This is a genomic window from Roseomonas gilardii subsp. gilardii (genome assembly GCF_023078375.1).
Lineage (GTDB): Bacteria > Pseudomonadota > Alphaproteobacteria > Acetobacterales > Acetobacteraceae > Roseomonas > Roseomonas gilardii.
In genome coordinates this window covers 3,664,079-3,680,028 of sequence record NZ_CP095554.1, presented here as the reverse complement: position 1 = coordinate 3,680,028, position 15,950 = coordinate 3,664,079, and the positions used below count along the sequence as shown (strand labels likewise).

At 66.4% G+C, this 15,950-nt stretch carries 11 protein-coding genes and 1 pseudogene; 8 read left to right on the top strand and 4 right to left on the bottom strand.

What is annotated here, in order from left to right; translation table 11 throughout:
• Nucleotides 1-140 precede the first annotated feature (140 nt).
• Both MVG78_RS16945 and aroB read right to left on the bottom strand, forming a co-directional pair.
• Nucleotides 141-686, bottom strand: a complete 546-nt coding sequence (locus MVG78_RS16945; RefSeq protein WP_247553629.1) for a DUF2889 domain-containing protein — start codon at nt 684-686, stop codon at nt 141-143.
• Nucleotides 687-770: 84 nt separating this feature from the next.
• On the bottom strand, nt 771-2,492 hold the full coding sequence (aroB, locus tag MVG78_RS16940) for a 3-dehydroquinate synthase (protein WP_247553628.1): 1,722 nt from the start codon (nt 2,490-2,492) through the stop codon (nt 771-773).
• Nucleotides 2,493-2,633: 141 nt separating this feature from the next.
• Here aroB and MVG78_RS16935 point away from each other — a divergent pair, with 141 nt between their 5' ends.
• From MVG78_RS16935 to MVG78_RS16910, 6 genes are all read left to right on the top strand, one after another.
• The gene (locus MVG78_RS16935; protein WP_247553626.1) at nt 2,634-2,780 is read left to right on the top strand and encodes a hypothetical protein; all 147 of its coding nucleotides are present in this window, start codon (nt 2,634-2,636) and stop codon (nt 2,778-2,780) included.
• Nucleotides 2,781-2,810: 30 nt separating this feature from the next.
• Nucleotides 2,811-3,776 (top strand): tyrosine recombinase, encoded by a 966-nt coding sequence (locus MVG78_RS16930; protein WP_247553624.1) that lies wholly within the window; start codon nt 2,811-2,813, stop codon nt 3,774-3,776.
• A 94-nt stretch (nt 3,777-3,870) separates the two neighbouring features.
• Nucleotides 3,871-4,581, top strand: a complete 711-nt coding sequence (locus MVG78_RS16925) for a phosphatase PAP2 family protein (protein ID WP_247553613.1) — start codon at nt 3,871-3,873, stop codon at nt 4,579-4,581.
• 148 nt (nt 4,582-4,729) lie between these two features.
• Nucleotides 4,730-5,686, top strand: a complete 957-nt coding sequence (locus tag MVG78_RS16920) for an acetyl-CoA carboxylase carboxyltransferase subunit alpha (RefSeq protein WP_247553611.1) — start codon at nt 4,730-4,732, stop codon at nt 5,684-5,686.
• Between the two features lie 145 nt (nt 5,687-5,831).
• Nucleotides 5,832-8,078 carry a glycosyltransferase family 4 protein gene (locus MVG78_RS16915; RefSeq protein WP_247553609.1) on the top strand — a complete coding sequence of 749 codons (2,247 nt, stop codon included), beginning with the start codon at nt 5,832-5,834 and terminating at the stop codon, nt 8,076-8,078.
• Complete coding sequence (locus MVG78_RS16910; protein ID WP_247553607.1) at nt 8,075-10,024, top strand: class I SAM-dependent methyltransferase; 1,950 nt, start codon at nt 8,075-8,077, stop codon at nt 10,022-10,024. The genes MVG78_RS16915 and MVG78_RS16910 overlap by 4 nt, the downstream gene beginning before the upstream one ends.
• A gap of 69 nt (nt 10,025-10,093) precedes the next feature.
• Here MVG78_RS16910 and MVG78_RS16905 read toward each other — a convergent pair whose 3' ends face one another.
• Together MVG78_RS16905 and secA are read right to left on the bottom strand one after the other, a co-directional pair.
• Nucleotides 10,094-10,951: a transglutaminase-like domain-containing protein gene (locus MVG78_RS16905; RefSeq protein ID WP_247553605.1), complete on the bottom strand. Its 858-nt coding sequence runs from the start codon at nt 10,949-10,951 to the stop codon at nt 10,094-10,096.
• Nucleotides 10,952-13,689: pseudogene (secA, locus tag MVG78_RS16900) on the bottom strand (preprotein translocase subunit SecA). It lies immediately after the preceding gene.
• A 348-nt stretch (nt 13,690-14,037) separates the two neighbouring features.
• On the opposite strand from secA, the gene MVG78_RS16895 reads away from it, so the two are divergent.
• Nucleotides 14,038-14,220: a DUF3311 domain-containing protein gene (locus MVG78_RS16895; RefSeq protein WP_247553603.1), complete on the top strand. Its 183-nt coding sequence runs from the start codon at nt 14,038-14,040 to the stop codon at nt 14,218-14,220.
• A complete protein-coding gene (mctP, locus tag MVG78_RS16890) occupies nt 14,217-15,707 on the top strand; it encodes a monocarboxylate uptake permease MctP (protein WP_247553601.1) in 1,491 nt (496 codons plus the stop codon). Before MVG78_RS16895 ends, mctP begins: the two co-directional genes overlap by 4 nt.
• The last annotated feature ends 243 nt before the right edge of the window (nt 15,708-15,950 follow it).

Genomic DNA, 15,950 nt, shown 5'->3' with positions numbered 1-15,950 from the left:
AGGCCCGGCCGTGGGGGAAACGGCTCCGGCCGGGTGCCGCCGTTCCGGCAAGGACGGACAAGGCGGTTGGGAATCGCCCCGGCCTCTCCTTTATGAGTGCCACCGGGACAGCGATGGGCCGAGGGAAGGCGGCCGACGCGTCAGCCTTTCCCTTGCCGCCGCCGCACCACGGGGCTGTCCGGCGCATAGGCGTGGCAGGTGCCGATGATCGCCGGCGACAAGGGCGGCTCGCCCTCTCCGCTCTCCCGGCGCCGGCGGGTCCGGACCGAATGCAGGGTCTGGTAGGCCACGGTGGCCATCTGGGCCAGCAACTCCCGCAGATGGGTGCAGCCCTCGGTGCCGCCGACCCGCTCCTTCACGGCGCGGTTGAAGCCGGGGCCGATGCGGATTCCGGCCAGCCGGGCGAAGTTCGGCGCGATGTCCGGGCAGATCGCATAAGGCGAACTGTCCGTCACCGCCTCGCAGGACAGAATCAGGAGATCGGCGTCCACCGTCAGCCGGATCCACATGTCGTGCAGGGCCTCGCCCGGCATGAGGGTGCCGCGATCCAGGTTGGGCAGGGGATAGGATTTGGTATCGGTCAGGCGGGCCTCGATGTCGAAGGACCCGTCCTCACGCTCATAGCCGCGCAGGATGATGTCGCGGCTGTGCTGGAGGGTGCGCGCCTGGGGCTGGGAAAGGGGCATGGCCCCCAGCCTAGACCGCGATCACCGGTGGCGGAATCGCCGGAAGCGTGAGGGTGGCATACCTCCGGCAACAGGGGGCGGTGCTCAGCCGGTGGCGCCGTCCTCGCGCAGCAGGGCCGCCACCTCCTCCTCCGGCACGTCGCCCGTGGTGAAGACGTCGCCGGGCTCGCGGATCAGCACGAAGCGCATCGCGCCGTCGCGGACCTTCTTGTCCTTGCGCATCCGGCCCAGCAGGGCCTCCACCGTGAAGCGGCGTGGCAACGCGCCGATCGAGGCGGGCAGGCCGACGGCGCGCAGATGCGCCACCACCCGCCCGGGCAGGGCCGGGTCGCAATGGCCGAGCTGGGCGGAAAGCTTCGCCGCCAGCGCCAGGCCGATGGCCACGCCCTCGCCATGCAGCAGGCTGCCGTCATAGCCGCACTCGGCTTCCACCGCATGGCCGAAGGTATGGCCGAGATTCAACAGCGCCCGGCCCCCCTCGGGGGATTCCTCGCGCTCGTCGGCCGCCACCACGGCGGATTTCAGGCGGCAGGATTCCAGCACCGCATGGCGCAGCGCCATGCGGTCCCCGTCCATGGCCGCCGGCCCCTGGGCCTCGCACCAGTCCCAGAGCGGGCCCTGCAGCAGCCCATGCTTGGCGACCTCCGCCCAGCCGGCACGCAGCTCGCGCGGCGGGAGGGAGGCGAGGGTGCCGATATCCGCCAGGACCATGCGCGGCTGATGGAAGGCGCCGGCGAGGTTCTTGCCGGCACGCAGATTGATCCCGGTCTTGCCGCCGACCGAGGAATCCACCTGGGCCAGCAGGGTGGTCGGAACCTGCACGAAGGGCAGGCCGCGCATGGCGATGGCGGCCGCGAAGCCGGCCAGATCCCCCACCACGCCGCCACCCAGGGCGATCACGGTGGTCTTGCGGTCGAGCCCGGCGCCGAGCAGAGCATCCAGCACGGTTTCGAGCGAGGCCATGCTCTTGGAGGCCTCGCCGGGCGGTACGGCGATCTCGGCGCGGATCTCGAAGCCCGCATCCTCCAGCCCGGCGCGCAGCCGGGCACCGTGCAGGGCCGCCACCGCCGCGTCGGAGACCACGGCCACGCGGCGCGCCGGCAGCACCGGGGCCAGCAGCCCGCCCGCGCGTTCGAGCAGGTGCTCGCCGATGGCGACCTCATAGCTCCGCGTGCCCAGGGTGACGGGCAGGCGGGCCGGGGCCTCATGGGCGCAGAGCGCCGCCTCCACCTTGCCGGTGGTCATGTCAGGGGTCTCGTCGGTGCAATCCACCACGATATCGGCTTCCGCATAATAGGGGTGGCGCACCTGGATCAGCCCGCGCAGCACCTCGGCCGCGTCCCGCCCGACGAACATGGGCCGGTGGTCCCGCCCGGCCACACGCCGCACCAGGGCGGACAGGGAGCAGCGCAGCCAGACGGCAATGGCGCCGGAGGCACGCACCGCGGCGCGCGTGCGCGGGTCGTTGAAGGCGCCGCCCCCCGTGGCCAGCACCACCGGCGGCCCGGCCAGGATGCGGGCGATCACCCGCCGCTCGCCGTCGCGGAAATGCGCCTCGCCATAGCGGGTGAAGATCTCGGACACGGGCAGGCCGGCCGCGGCCTCGATCTCGGCATCGGTGTCGAGGAAGGGGCGGCCGAGCCGCGCCGCGAGTCGCCGGCCGATCGAGGATTTCCCGGCGCCCGGCAGCCCGACCAGGACGATGCTGCGGGCCGCGGCGGCCCCCAGCCGGTCCGGGGGCACGGCATCCGGCCCCGGGGAAGCGGCGGGCGGCGTGTTTTCCGCCCCCGCCAGGGCCTCGTCCAAGGTCCGGCCAGCCTCCGCCGGCGGGGCGGCGGGGCCACGATTTCGCTCAGAATGCGGATCGGCGAGGATGTCCAGGTTGCGCGACACGATGCCCAAGGCTAGCACGGCTTCGCCCGCACGCGAGGGACCACGCGCAACTCCATGTTTCGTCGCCCACTCACCCTGATCATTCTTGTCGTCATCGCACTGCTCGCCGTGGGCCTGCTCGTCATTGGTGCCTTCCCGCCCGATGTGAGTCCACAGCCGGTGGAGCGGACCATCCCTGCGGAGCGCTTCGGCACGCGCTGAGGGCGTGGCCGGTCGGCTCTCCTGCACGCCATGGATGCCCGTGTCGAGGCCTTTCTGGAGATGCTGGCGGCCGAGCGCGGCGCGGCCCGCAACACCCTGGCCGCCTATGAGGCGGACCTGGCGGATGTGGCGGGCCACCTGCGGCGGAAGGGCGGCGGGGCGCTGGAAGGTGCCTCGCCCGAGGCGCTGCGCGCCTATCTCGCCGGGCTCTCCGGCGCGGGGCTTTCCGCACGCACCGTCGCCCGGCGGCTTTCGGCGCTGCGCCAGTTCTTCCGCTTCCTGGCCCGGGAAGGGATGCGGCGCGACGACCCGACCGCGCTGCTCGACACGCCGCGCCTGCCGCAATCCCTGCCCAAGGCACTGCGGGAGGAGGAGGTGGAGGCGCTGATCGCCGCTGCGTCCCGCCTGCCGGGCCGGAGCGGCCTGCTGGCCGTGGCGGCCTGCGAGATGCTCTACGGGTCCGGCCTGCGGGCCAGCGAACTGGTCGCCCTGCCGGCGGCGGCGCTGCGCGATACCGCGCCGCTGATCGCCATCCGGGGCAAGGGCGGGCGGGAGCGCCTGATCCCGATCAGCGCCCGGGCGCGGCAGGCCCTGGCCAAGCTGGCACAGAAGGATCTGGCGCAGAAGGACTTGGCGAAGGCGGAGAAGGGCCGGCCGGCGCCGCGCTGGCTCTTTCCCTCCCGCGCCGCGGCGGGGCACCTGACGCGGCAGCGGCTGAACCAGCTTCTCCGGGCGGCAGCGCTGGAGGCGGGGCTGGATCCGGCCCGGGCGACGCCGCATGTGCTGCGCCACTCCTTCGCCACGCATCTGCTGAACCGGGGGGCGGATCTGCGCTCCCTTCAGGTGCTGCTCGGCCATGCCGATATCGCGACCACGCAGATCTACACCAAGGTGATGGAGGAGCGGCTGCGGGCGGTCATGGAACTGCACCATCCGCTGTCCGAGGCTGCTGGCGCCGCAGAGGAAGACGGCGCCGGGGAACGCGACGCCAACTGAGCCGTTGCTGCCCCGGAGCCGGGGCCCTCCGCCCCCCCCCATCCGAACCACCCCCATGCCCAGCCAGGCGGCCCGTCCGGGAGGAACGACACGCATGACCCGATCCGAGCGACGCGATGCCCGGCCCGAACTGCCCGGACTGCTCGGCCTGCTGATGGTGGCCGGGGGGCTGCTGGGCTTCGTGGCTCTGGCGGCGCTGGTGCATGGCGACAGCCTGGAAGGCTTCGACCGCCACCTGCTCCTCCTGCTGCGGGATCCGGCCGACCTGGAGCGGCCCATAGGCCCCCGCTGGCTACCGGCGATCGCGCAGGACGTGACGGCCCTGGGCAGCAACGTGATCCTGGTGTCCGTGACCCTGGTGGTGCTGGGCGGCCTGATGCTGGAGCGCAAGCGCGGCGCCGCACTGTTGACCGCCGTGTCCATCCTGGGCGGCACCGTCCTGTCCCTGCTGGTCAAGCTCGCCTTCGAGCGGCCCCGGCCCGATGTGGTGCCCCATATGGTGGAGGTCTTCACCGCCAGCTTTCCCAGCGGCCACGCCATGCTCTCGGCCGTCACCTACCTGACCCTGGGGGCGCTGATGACGCGCATCCAGGCGGGGCCAAGGCTGAAGCTCTACGTGATGGCCGTCGCGGTGGCGGTGACGCTGCTGGTGGGCGCCAGCCGGATCTATCTGGGGGTGCACTGGCCGACGGACGTGCTGGCCGGCTGGTGCCTGGGCTCGGCCTGGGCGCTCTCCTGCTGGCTGGTGGCGCTCCGCCTGCAACGGCGTGGCCAGGTCGAGAAGCCGGAGGAAACGGGGCGCTGAAAACCGCCGCCTCCCCCTGGCTTCCCCCGGGGGGCACGCGCGGGGGCGCCAACCTCTCTTCCGGACAGGGCAAATTCGTGCTTCCGGTGCTTCCCCTGCGGCCAGATCCGCTCTAGCCGCTCCGCACGCCTCCGTGTACGGACCCCCGATGCGTCATTTCCTGGATTTCGAGAAGCCGATCGCCGAGCTGGAAGGCCAGATCGAGGAACTCCGCCGGACCACCGATGCCGGCGGCATCGATGTGGCGGAGGAGGTCGGCCGCCTGCAGGACAAGGCGGAGAAGCTCCTCGCCACGACCTACAGCAAGCTGACCCCCTGGCAGAAGGCGCAGGTGGCCCGCCACCCGGAGCGCCCGAAATGCCTGGCCTATATCGAGGCACTGGTGGAGGAGTTCACGCCGCTGGCGGGGGACCGGGCCTTCGCCGATGACGAGGCGGTGGTGGGTGGCCTCGGCCGCTTCCGCGGACATTCGGTGATGGTCCTGGGCACCGAGAAGGGCACCGACACCGAAACCCGCATCAAGCACAATTTCGGCAGCGCCAAGCCTGAGGGCTACCGCAAGGCGCGGCGCCTGATCGAACTCGCCGGGCGCTTCGGCATCCCGATCATCACCTTCGTGGATACGGCGGGCGCCTTCCCCGGCATCGAGGCCGAGGCGCGCGGCCAGGCCGAGGCCATCGCACGCTCCATCGAGGCCTGCCTGGAAGCGCCCGTGCCGGTGGTCGCCACGATCATCGGCGAGGGCGGCTCCGGCGGCGCCATCGCCCTGGCGGCGGCGGACCGCATCCTGATGCTGGAGCACAGCATCTACAGCGTCATCTCGCCGGAAGGCGGCGCCTCCATCCTGTGGCGCGACGCCGCCCAGGCCGCGCAGGCGGCCGAGGCTTTCAGACTGACGGCGGAGGACCTGCTGCGCCTGAACCTGGTGGACGCGGTGGTGCCGGAGCCGCTGGGCGGCGCGCATCGCGACCCGGCCAAGGCGGTCGCCGATGTCGGCGAGAAGGTCTGGGAGGCCCTGCAGCCTCTGCTGCCCCTCGACGGCGCAACCCTGAAGAGCCGGCGGCGTGAGAAGTTCCTGGAAATGGGCCGCCACGGCGTCGCCTGAGCGGTAAGGCGCGTGGAGACGTTAGGGTCTTCCACGCACCTCAAATAGCCTGCCGTAAACTCTCGCCGATAAAGGGTTTTTCTCGGAACAGAATTCCCTTCGGGGTTGTATGATTCGTTCGGATAACGGATGATTGCTCGGTTTTGTGAGCGGACAGATCATGCGTGGCGGGGAACTGATCTTGACCAAGCTAGCCTCCCTGGCAGCCCCCTTGCGGGGCGAGGACCGTCAATTCCGGCGGGCTGGCGACGAGGCCCGGGATCGGAAGGACTGGACCGCCGCGGCGGAGCTGTATCGCCTGCATCTGGAAGCGGAGCCGAAAGACGTTCCCATCTGGGTACAACTGGGCCACGCGCTCAAGGAACAGGGGCAGGTCTCCGATGCACTGCAAGCCTATCGCCGGGCGGCGGAACTCGGGCCTGAGGACGGCGACGCGCAGCTCCAGTTCGGCCGCGCGCTGATCCTGGCCGGACGGCGCGGCGAAGCCGCCGAGAGCCTCGCCAACGCGCTGCGGCTGGAAGCTTCGGCCGATGCGTACCGGGAGCTGGTGATGCTGGGCGAGAGCCAGCTCGCCTCCGAACTGATGGGCCACTGGACGGAACAGGAACTCGCCACGGCCACGCTGATGGAGGTGACGGACCTCCTGGTGTACTTGAACGAGCATCGGACGCTGTCGGGCATACAGCGCGTCCAAGCCAATATCATCGAGCAAGTTCTGGCACTGCCGAAGGATCAGCTTTGCGGCTATCGCTTCGTGATCAGCAGCCCCGAGGGCTGTATGATGCTAGAGAACAATACACTGTCTCAGTTGGTGTCCCACGCAGCGGGAACGCGAGTCGAGCAGCGGCGGCTGAAGGAACTGGTCGCCGAACTGCGCACGACTGCCATTCTGATCCCGCCGGCATCAACGCAAACACTGCTCATCCTGGGCGCCTTCTGGAATGTGCGGGAAGTCGTCCAGACTTGTGCCCGGATGCGTGAATTGGGCCTACGAGTGGGTCTCTATATCTATGACCTAATCCCCATCACTCACCCTGAGTTCTGCGCGCCGCTGCTGAGCGTCTGGTTCACGCTGGCAATCGGCGATGGGCTGCGTTGCTTCGACTTCCTTTTTGCCATTAGCGACTATGTGGCGAACGATGTCCGACGCCTGCTGGCTGAGAATGGGATTACGGACATTGGTGTTGAGGCGGTGCCTTTGGCCCATGTCTTGAAGCCAGTGAAGCGGCTGACTGCTGGCTACAACGCGCAATGGGATGGCAAGATCGCACATCTGCGCGACCGACGCTTCGTCCTTTCCGTCTCAACCATTGAGGCGCGTAAGAACCACGCCTATCTTTTCCGCATCTGGCGAGAACTTCTGTCGCAGGGCGAGGATATGCCGGATCTGGTGTTCATTGGGCGTCAGGGATGGCGTGTCGATGAACTCATGGACCAGATCCGTGATACGAACCATCTGGATGGTCGTCTGCATGTTCTTCATGATCTGTCGGACGAGGATCTGGCGACACTCTATCAGAACTGCCTCTTCACGGCGTTTCCATCATTCTGCGAAGGCTGGGGCCTCCCTGTCGGCGAGAGCCTGACCTACGGTGTGCCCTGTGTTGCCTCCAATGCAACATCCATCCCGGAGGTTGGCCAGGACCTCGTAGATTATGTGGACCCGCTGAACATTCGCGACGGCATAACCGTGATGCGTCGCATGCTGTTTGAGTCGGGTTACCTAGAGAAGCGTCGCATGGATATCAGAACACGTTTCCAGGCACGGACTTGGCACGATGTGGGACGTGATCTGTTGGCTGCCCTGCAGCGGCAGAAGGAAAAGCCATCCAGGGGTGCATGTGCTGCCGTGGCTCTTATGCCCGGCGGACAAACCTTCCGACCAGCCGATTACAGCCGAAGCCATGGCATGCCATCCAACTACATCGCCACACCACTGCGATCGACCCTGGTGGAAGGCTGGAGCGACTGCGAATCCATCGGTGCCTGGATGACAGGAAAATCGGCGCGGGCTGCATTCTATACCGGGCTCCGCACTGGCAGAGTCATTGTGTATCTTCAGCTTTTTGGAGCCCCTACTGCGAACGGGCAAGTCGTAACCGTCGCTCCCGCCGGGGTCCGGCCCATGGCGACATCTTATGGTCCCTCCGATCTGCGTGTCGGCTCCATGGCTGCTCAGCCTTGGGTGACCAAAGTTCTGCGCCTTCGCATCCCTGTATCTGCGGACGGATTGGTAGACCTGCGCTTCACGCTTGATCGGCCTGCGTTATCTCTGGGTGAGCACGATCCACGCCAAGCTGCTTTCGGAGTGCGGCAAATTGGTTGGGCTGCCGAAGCAGACGCGGCCGGGCGGCAGAATATCGTCGAACAGCTTCTCTTCGAGAGCATGTGAACGAAAGTACAAGATGTCATGGATCGTCTGCGTGGCGGTTATCATTTTTTGAGCATCGTAAAACCTGTCGTTCAAGAAAGATAAAGAACGATGCCTCCAAAAAGATCGAATCAATGCCAGATCTAGTGATGCGCCCATTTTTGCCGCCTATCGCGATTATGTCTTTCAATAGGCCCAACCTACTCGACAAGGTGTTGAAAAGTCTTAAATCGCAAAGCGTGATTATCGAAGACAGTTCCGTCCACCTGTTCCAAGACGGAGCGCAAAGCCCATTTGGCAGGAAATCTCGGGCAAAACCTGAAGATATTGCTGCAAGCGTTTCTGTGTTTCGGCGCTACTTCCCCAATGGAATGGTCCATGTTGCTCCATACAATCTTGGAGTAGCCCTTAATTTTGAGCGGGCAGAAAAATTCATATTTGAGGAAATGAATGCCGAGCTTGGTGTATTTTTTGAAGATGATATGGTCCTGTCCCCTTACTACCTCGACACACTGCAAAAACTTTCAGATTTCGCTCTAGAAGAGGAACGTATCGGCTATGTAGCTGCATATGGTGTTCATAGGGCTCCAAATGACGAGCAGCGGCGGCTAAGGCGCCATCTCGTACCCATGGGGCATAACTGGGGTTTTGCACTGACACGCAGACAGTGGCAGCGCCAGCGCGAAATTTTGGACGAATATCTGAGCTTTGTGCGGAACTGCCCTTATTCCGAGCGACCTGATGAGCGCATACGTGCCTATTTTTCTTCACTAGGCGTGCCGATTTTTGGAACATCCCAGGATGCGGCAAAAGAAGTGGCTTGCGCCGCGCTCGGCACGGTTAGACTCATGTGTTTCCCAGCCCAAGGTCATTACATCGGCGATGTTGGTGAGCACTACAATCCAGAATTGTATAAAAGTATGGGCTATGATGGGACCATCCTCTTCAACGAGCAACTAAGAGGGTTCGATTTCCCGACATCGGATGACTTGGCTATTATGGCAACCGAGGCGCGGGTGTCACTCATCGATCGAGAACAGAGCCTGATGGTGACGGTTGCGGATGAGAAGCTTCCGTCGGAGACTTTCGTGCAGTCCCTTTACTGGGGGCTTCTGGAGCGGGCGCCAGATCGCATCGGGTTTGACACCTTTACCTCTGCTCTCAATGCCGGCGAGATGCAACCGGCCGAGATCGTGCGCCGCATAGCCAACAGTGAGGAATTCAGGCGGAGGCAACTCGCCCGGATTACACAGCAGGCCCCATCGGACATGTCCGCAGGATCTCAACTTCGGCAGCCGATAGATATCACGAGAACTATAGCCGAGGAGCTTCAAAGGAAATTATTCGCCACGGATGTTTATGCCGGTTTCACTCCAAGCCTTCCGGAAGATTTGCAAGGATGGAACAGTCAGCATCCGGCATTGGAGCGCGAACTCCTTGCCCGCCGCCCGCGCGTCGTTATCGATGTCGGTGTCTGGAAGGGGGGCTCGACAATTTACATGGCGAAGCACCTTAAAGCGCAGAGTATAAACGGAGCAGTGATCGCCATCGACACTTTTCTCGGCAGTCCAGAGCACTGGAACCATGAACGTCCCGACCGGATCTTTGAGGACCTCAAATTACGGCACGGATGGCCATCGCTATACTGGCAGTTCCTGTCCAATATTGTGCATGAGGAAGTGTCGACCTTTGTTGTGCCGCTGGCACAAACTTCTGAGAATGCGGCAGTCATTCTTAAGCGCTTGGGGGTGCGCGCAGGCGTGATTCATATCGATGCGGCACATGAATATGGGGCCGTATTGCGGGACGCTCGCCAGTACTGGGATCTGCTGGAGCCGGGTGGCATCCTGATCGGCGATGACCACCCTTGGCCGGAGGTTGCAAGAGCGGCACGGGATTTCGCCACAGAAGTTGGTTTACCGGTTCGAGTGGAAGATCCGAAATGGCTCATTGAGAAGCCGGTTTGAATGAAGCCCGGGGCTTGAAGTTGCCAGCACGGAACGCTCTCCAACCTATTAGGGGTTGAACCTCCACACTCAGGCCCCCGACACCGACACCGCCGCCGTGGTCCACTCCCGCGCGGCGCCCGGTTCCGGGTCACAGCGGATCTGCATGCCAGTGGCCTTGGCATTGCCCCAGATGGAGCAGAAGGCCACCTGCGAGGCGTCCTGCCCCACGGCGATGCGGGCCACCCCGTCCAGCGCGGTCTGGCGGGTGGCGTCGAAGACGTACCAGCACGGCCCCTCCGGCCCCATCAGCAGCGCCTCGAAGATCGCGTGGAAATCCGGCGGCTGGAGATGCGGCGCATAAGCGGCCAGGAAACGCGCGGGAATGCCCAGCGCACGGGTCAGGGCGATGCCCAGATGCGCGAAATCGCGGCATACGCCCGCGGCATCCGTCAGCACGTCCAGCGCGGTGGTCCGCACATCGGTGCTGCCGCGCTGATAGGCGGTGCGCTGGTAGATGAAGTCGCAGATCGCGGCCACGCGGGAATGCCCCTGGGCCAGCCCGCCGAACTGCGCCTGGGCGAAGCCGGTGAGGCGGTCGCTCTCGCAATACCGGCTGGGGAGGAGGAAATGCAGCGCCGTCTGCGGCACCTGCTGGACGGGGAGTTCCGTGATCCCCGCGGGGTCATGCACCACCGGCTCGCCCTGCACCTCGGCCTCATAGCGCAGTTGCAGGGGGCCGGCCGGGGCCAGGACGCGCAGCCAGCGGATGCCGTCCACGCTGCGCCACTCCTCGCCGGCCTCGCCCGTGGAAAGGCTCAGGCTTTCCCGCAGGATCGCCTGGCGGGCGGCCGGGTCGTCCGAGGGACGGACCGCGAAGACGAAGGTGCTCGGCCCGGAGGCCTGGTAGTCGAGGATGCAGCCTAAGCTTCGCGGCGGTCGTGCCATTCAGATGCTTTTCCCGTGGCAGTGCTTGTACTTCTTGCCCGAACCACAGGGACAGGGCGCGTTGCGCGGCGTCCGGTCCCAGGTGGACGGGTCGTCAGCGCGCACGCCCGGGGAAAGTTGCACCGCCGCATCGGTGGCGGCATGGCCATAACCGGCGAAAGCCGCCGGTTCCGCCGGGCCACCCTCCAGCAGGGAGGGCGGGGCCGGCTGGCGCGCATCCGTCACCTGGATCGGCTCAGGGGAGGGCAGCGGCTGCTCCGGCATCAGGTTCACATGCATCAGCCAGCGGGTCACATCCTCCCGCAGGTCGAAAAGCATTCCGTTGAAGAGGTTGAAGGCCTCGGACTTGTACTCGTTCAGCGGGTCGCGCTGCGCATAGGCGCGCAGGCCGATGCCCTGGCGCAGATGGTCGAGGGCGAGGAGATGGTCCTTCCACACCTTGTCGAAGACCATCAGCAGCAGGGACTTCTCGATCTCCCGCATCCGGTCAGGGCCGATATTGGCGGCCCGGGCGGCGAAGGCCTGGTCGGCGGCCTCCTGGATGCGCTCGCGCAGATGCGCCTCGTCGATCCCCTCCTCGCGGCCCCATTCGGCCACCGGCAGATCGAGGCCGAGGAGGGTCAGGACACGCTCCTGCAGCCCTTCCAGGTCCCATTGTTCGGGATAGGAATTCTCCGGCACGGCGCGGGCGACCATGTCGTCCACCACCTCGCGCCGCATCTCGGCCACGGTCTCGGCGACATCGGCGGCCTGCATGAAGGCCCGGCGCTGGGCATAGACCTCCTTGCGCTGGTCGTTCATCACGTCGTCGTATTCAGCACGTTCTTGCGCATGTCGAAGTTGCGCGTCTCGACCTTCTTCTGCGCCTTCTCCAGGGCCTTGTTGATCCAGGGGTGGATGATCGCCTCCCCCTCCTTCAGCCCGAGCTTGGACAGCATCCCGCCCATGCGGTCGGAGCCGAAGATGCGCATCAGGTCGTCTTCCAGGCTCAGGAAGAAGCGGGACGCGCCGGGATCGCCCTGACGGCCGGAGCGGCCGCGGAGCTGGTTGTCGATGCGGCGGCTCTCATGCCGCTCGGTGCCGATCACGAAAAGCCCGCCGGCCTCCTTCACCCGCGCGGCGGCGGCCTCGACCTCGCGCCGGATCTCGGCCATGCGGGCCTCGAATTCCGGCCCCTCCGGCTCACCGGGGAAGGAGGCGCGGGCCAGGGCCTCGGCATTGCCGCCGAGTTTGATGTCGGTGCCGCGGCCGGCCATGTTGGTCGCGATGGTCACCGTGCCCGGCCGGCCGGCCTGGGCGATGATCGCCGCCTCCTGCTCGTGGTAGCGGGCGTTCAGCACCTGGTGCGGGATGCCCTTCCTGTTGAGCAGGCTGCTCAGCAACTCGGACTTCTCGATGGAGGTGGTGCCGACCAGGGCCGGCTGCCCGCGCTCGCGGCATTCGGCGATCAGGTTGGCCACGGCCTCGTACTTCTCGGCGGCGGTGCGATAGACCTCGTCATCCTGGTCGTCGCGGGCCACCGGGAGGTTGGTCGGGATCTCCACCACCTCCAGCTTGTAGATCTCGGCGAACTCGTCCGCCTCGGTGGAGGCGGTGCCGGTCATGCCCGCCAGCTTGGGGAAAAGGCGGAAATAGTTCTGGAAGGTGATCGAGGCGAGGGTCTGGTTCTCGGGCTGGACCTCGACCCGCTCCTTGGCCTCCAGCGCCTGGTGCAGTCCGTCGGAGTAGCGGCGGCCCTCCATGGCGCGGCCGGTGAACTCGTCGATGATGATCACCTTGCCGCCCCGGACCATGTAGTCCACGTCCCGGGCGAAAAGGGCATGGGCGCGCAGGCTCTGGTTCACGTGGTGGACCAGGGTGATGTTGCTGGCGTCGTAGAGGTCGCCCTCGGTCAGCAGCCCGGCCTCGGTCAGCGCATGGGCCATGGCCTCGGTGCCGGCCTCCGTCATCACGACGGTGCGCTGCTTCTCGTCCTTCTCATAGGTGGACTTGTCCTTGACCACCTCGCGGACCACCGAATCCACCTGGACATAGAGCTCCGAGCTCTCGTCCGAGGGGCCGGAGATGATCAGCGGCGTGCGGGCCTCGTCGATCAGGATGCTGTCCACCTCGTCCACGATGGCGAAGTGGAAGTCGCGCTGGACCATCTCGTCCAGCCGGTACTTCATGTTGTCGCGGAGATAGTCGAAGCCGAACTCGTTGTTGGTGCCGTAGGTGATGTCGCAGGCATAGGCGGCACGGCGCTCGGCATCGTTCAGCCCATAGACGATCACCCCCGTGGACAGGCCGAGGAAGCCGTAGAGGCGGCTCATCTCCCCGGAATCGCGCTGGGCGAGGTAGTCGTTCACCGTCACCACATGCACGCCCTTGCCGGCCAGCGCGTTCAGATAGACGGCGAGCGTGGCGACCAGCGTCTTGCCCTCGCCGGTCTTCATCTCGGCGATGCGGCCCTCATGCAGCACCATGCCGCCGATGAGCTGGACGTCGAAATGCCGCATGCCCAGCACGCGCTTGCTGGCCTCCCGGCAGACGGCGAAGGCTTCCGGCAGCAGGGCGTCCAGGCTCTCGCCCTGGGCCAGCCGGTCACGGAATTCCTGGGTCTTGGCGCGCAGCCCCTCGTCGCTCAGGGCGGCCACCTGCGGTTCCAGCGCGTTGATGGCGGGCACGCGCGCCTGATAGCGCTTCACGGCGCGGTCGTTCGAGGTACCGATGATGGCGCGGGCGAGGCGTGCGAACATGTGCTTTCCGGGTCTCTCCAGGCTCCCGGGGGCAGGAGCGGTCCCGCGGGCGCGGCATCGCCCCGGCGGCAAAGGGCCGCCGGGTATGCCGCCGGACAGATAGGGGCCAGCGGGTACGGGGTCAACGAAATGGCGGCGCAGCCCGGCCCCATGCCCCGGGAAAAGTGGTGGGGGAAAGTTGAGGGGCCGCCGCCGGACCACCGCCGGGCCGGGCGCGCGAAAGGGTGATTGGGCCGGAGGGGGAGGGGCCCGTTTCTTACAGAGAAGAAAATTGCCGGACGGCGGCAGGACAGGTCAGCCTTTCTGTCGCTTCCGCGCCCTCCAGGCGCGGATTCGGAGGCAACGTCCATGTGGGTTCTGCTTCTGCTGCCCTTTGTCGGGCTGCTCTGGGTCCCCTTCTACAATCATATGCAGCCGGAGCTCTTCGGCTTCCCCTTCTTCTACTGGTACCAGCTCCTCTGGGTGCCGATCTCCTCCTTCCTCACCTGGCTCTGCTACCGCGCCTTCCGGAAGCGGGAGGAGAACCGGTGAGCGGCGGCATCGACTGGACGGCCCTCTGGGTCTTCATCAGCTTCTTCGTCCTGGTCACGGCCATGGGCTTCTTCGCGGCCCGCTGGCGCCGGCCCGAGACCCTGGCGCATCTGGACGAATGGGGGCTGGGCGGCCGCACCTTCGGCACCTGGATCACCTGGTTCCTGGTCGGCGGCGACTTCTACACCGCCTATACGGTGATCGCCGTCCCGGCGGTGGTCTATGCGGTCGGCGCCTACGGCTTCTTCGCCCTGCCCTATACGATCATCGTCTACCCGATCGTCTTCGCCATCATGCCGAAGCTCTGGGCCGTGGCGGCCGCGGGCGGGCATGTGACGGCGGCCGACGTGGTGCATGCCCGCTACAATTCCCGGCCCCTGGAACTGGCGGTGGCCATCACCGGCGTGCTCGCCACCATGCCCTATATCGCCCTCCAGCTCGTGGGTATGGAGGTGGTGCTGGCGGCGCTGGGCCTGACCGGGGAGGTGCCGCTGGCCGTCGCCTTCCTCATCCTGGCCCTCTACACCTACTCCTCGGGGCTGCGGGCGCCGGCGCTGATCGCCTTCGTCAAGGACATCATGATCTACATCGTGGTGATCGTGGCGGTGGCCATCATCCCGATGAAGCTCGGCGGCTATGCCAATGTCTTCGCCTCGGCGGAGCGGGTCTTCGCGGCCAAGGGCGGCACCACCGGCCTGATCCTGGCGCCCAGCCAGTACCTGCCCTATGCCAGCCTGGCGCTGGGCTCCGCGATGGCGGCCTTCATGTACCCGCACACGCTGACCGGCATCTTCGCCAGCAACTCGGGCAACACGATCCGCAAGAACGCGGTGCTGCTGCCGGCCTATACCATCCTGCTCGGCCTGATCGCGCTGATGGGCTACATGGCCCATGCGGCGGGGATCGTGACCGCCACCCCGACGGCCGTCGTGCCGCTGCTCTTCAAGGCGCTGTTCGACAGCTGGTTCGCCGGCTTCGCCTTCGCCGCCATCGCCATCGGCGCGCTGGTGCCGGCGGCGGTGATGAGCATCGGTGCCGCCAACCTCTTCACCCGCAATTTCTGGAAGGCCTATGTGAACCCGCAGGTCTCCCATGCCGGGGAGGCGCAGGTCGCCAAGGTCACCTCGCTGGTGGTGAAGGTGGGGGCGCTGGCCTGCATCCTCTTCCTGCCGACCCAGTTCGCGCTGGACCTCCATCTCCTGGGCGGGCTCTGGATTCTGCAGACCTTCCCGGCGGTGGTCTTCGGCCTCTTCACCCACTGGTTCCGCGGCGGCCCGCTGCTGCTGGGCTGGGCGGCCGGCTTCCTCGGCGGCTCCTGGATGGCCTGGAGCGACGGGCTGAAGCCGCTGCACAGCCTGGTCTTCGGCGGCGAGACCTATACGGCCTATGTCGGCCTCCTGGCCCTGGTGCTGAATGTGCTGGTGGCCGTGGTGGCCAATCTGGTGCTGCGCGTGGTGCAGCCGGAGCGGACAGCGCGGGCGGCCTGATACGAAAGGCGACATGCGTCATGCGGGGGTGGCCATCCTGGCTTCCCCTGGCCATCCCCGGGAGAGAGGCGGGGCCTTTCCCCCGCGGAGCTTGTCCCCCGGGGGCACGCGCCCCGCCGTCGCACAACCCCCAAACAGTCCTTGCCTCCCAGAGCCACCCCGGGATATGGGAATAAAATCAACGAACCGCCCTGCCGCGTCGCCATCTGCCTTCGTGGCGACAGCCCGGACAGCACCCCCTCA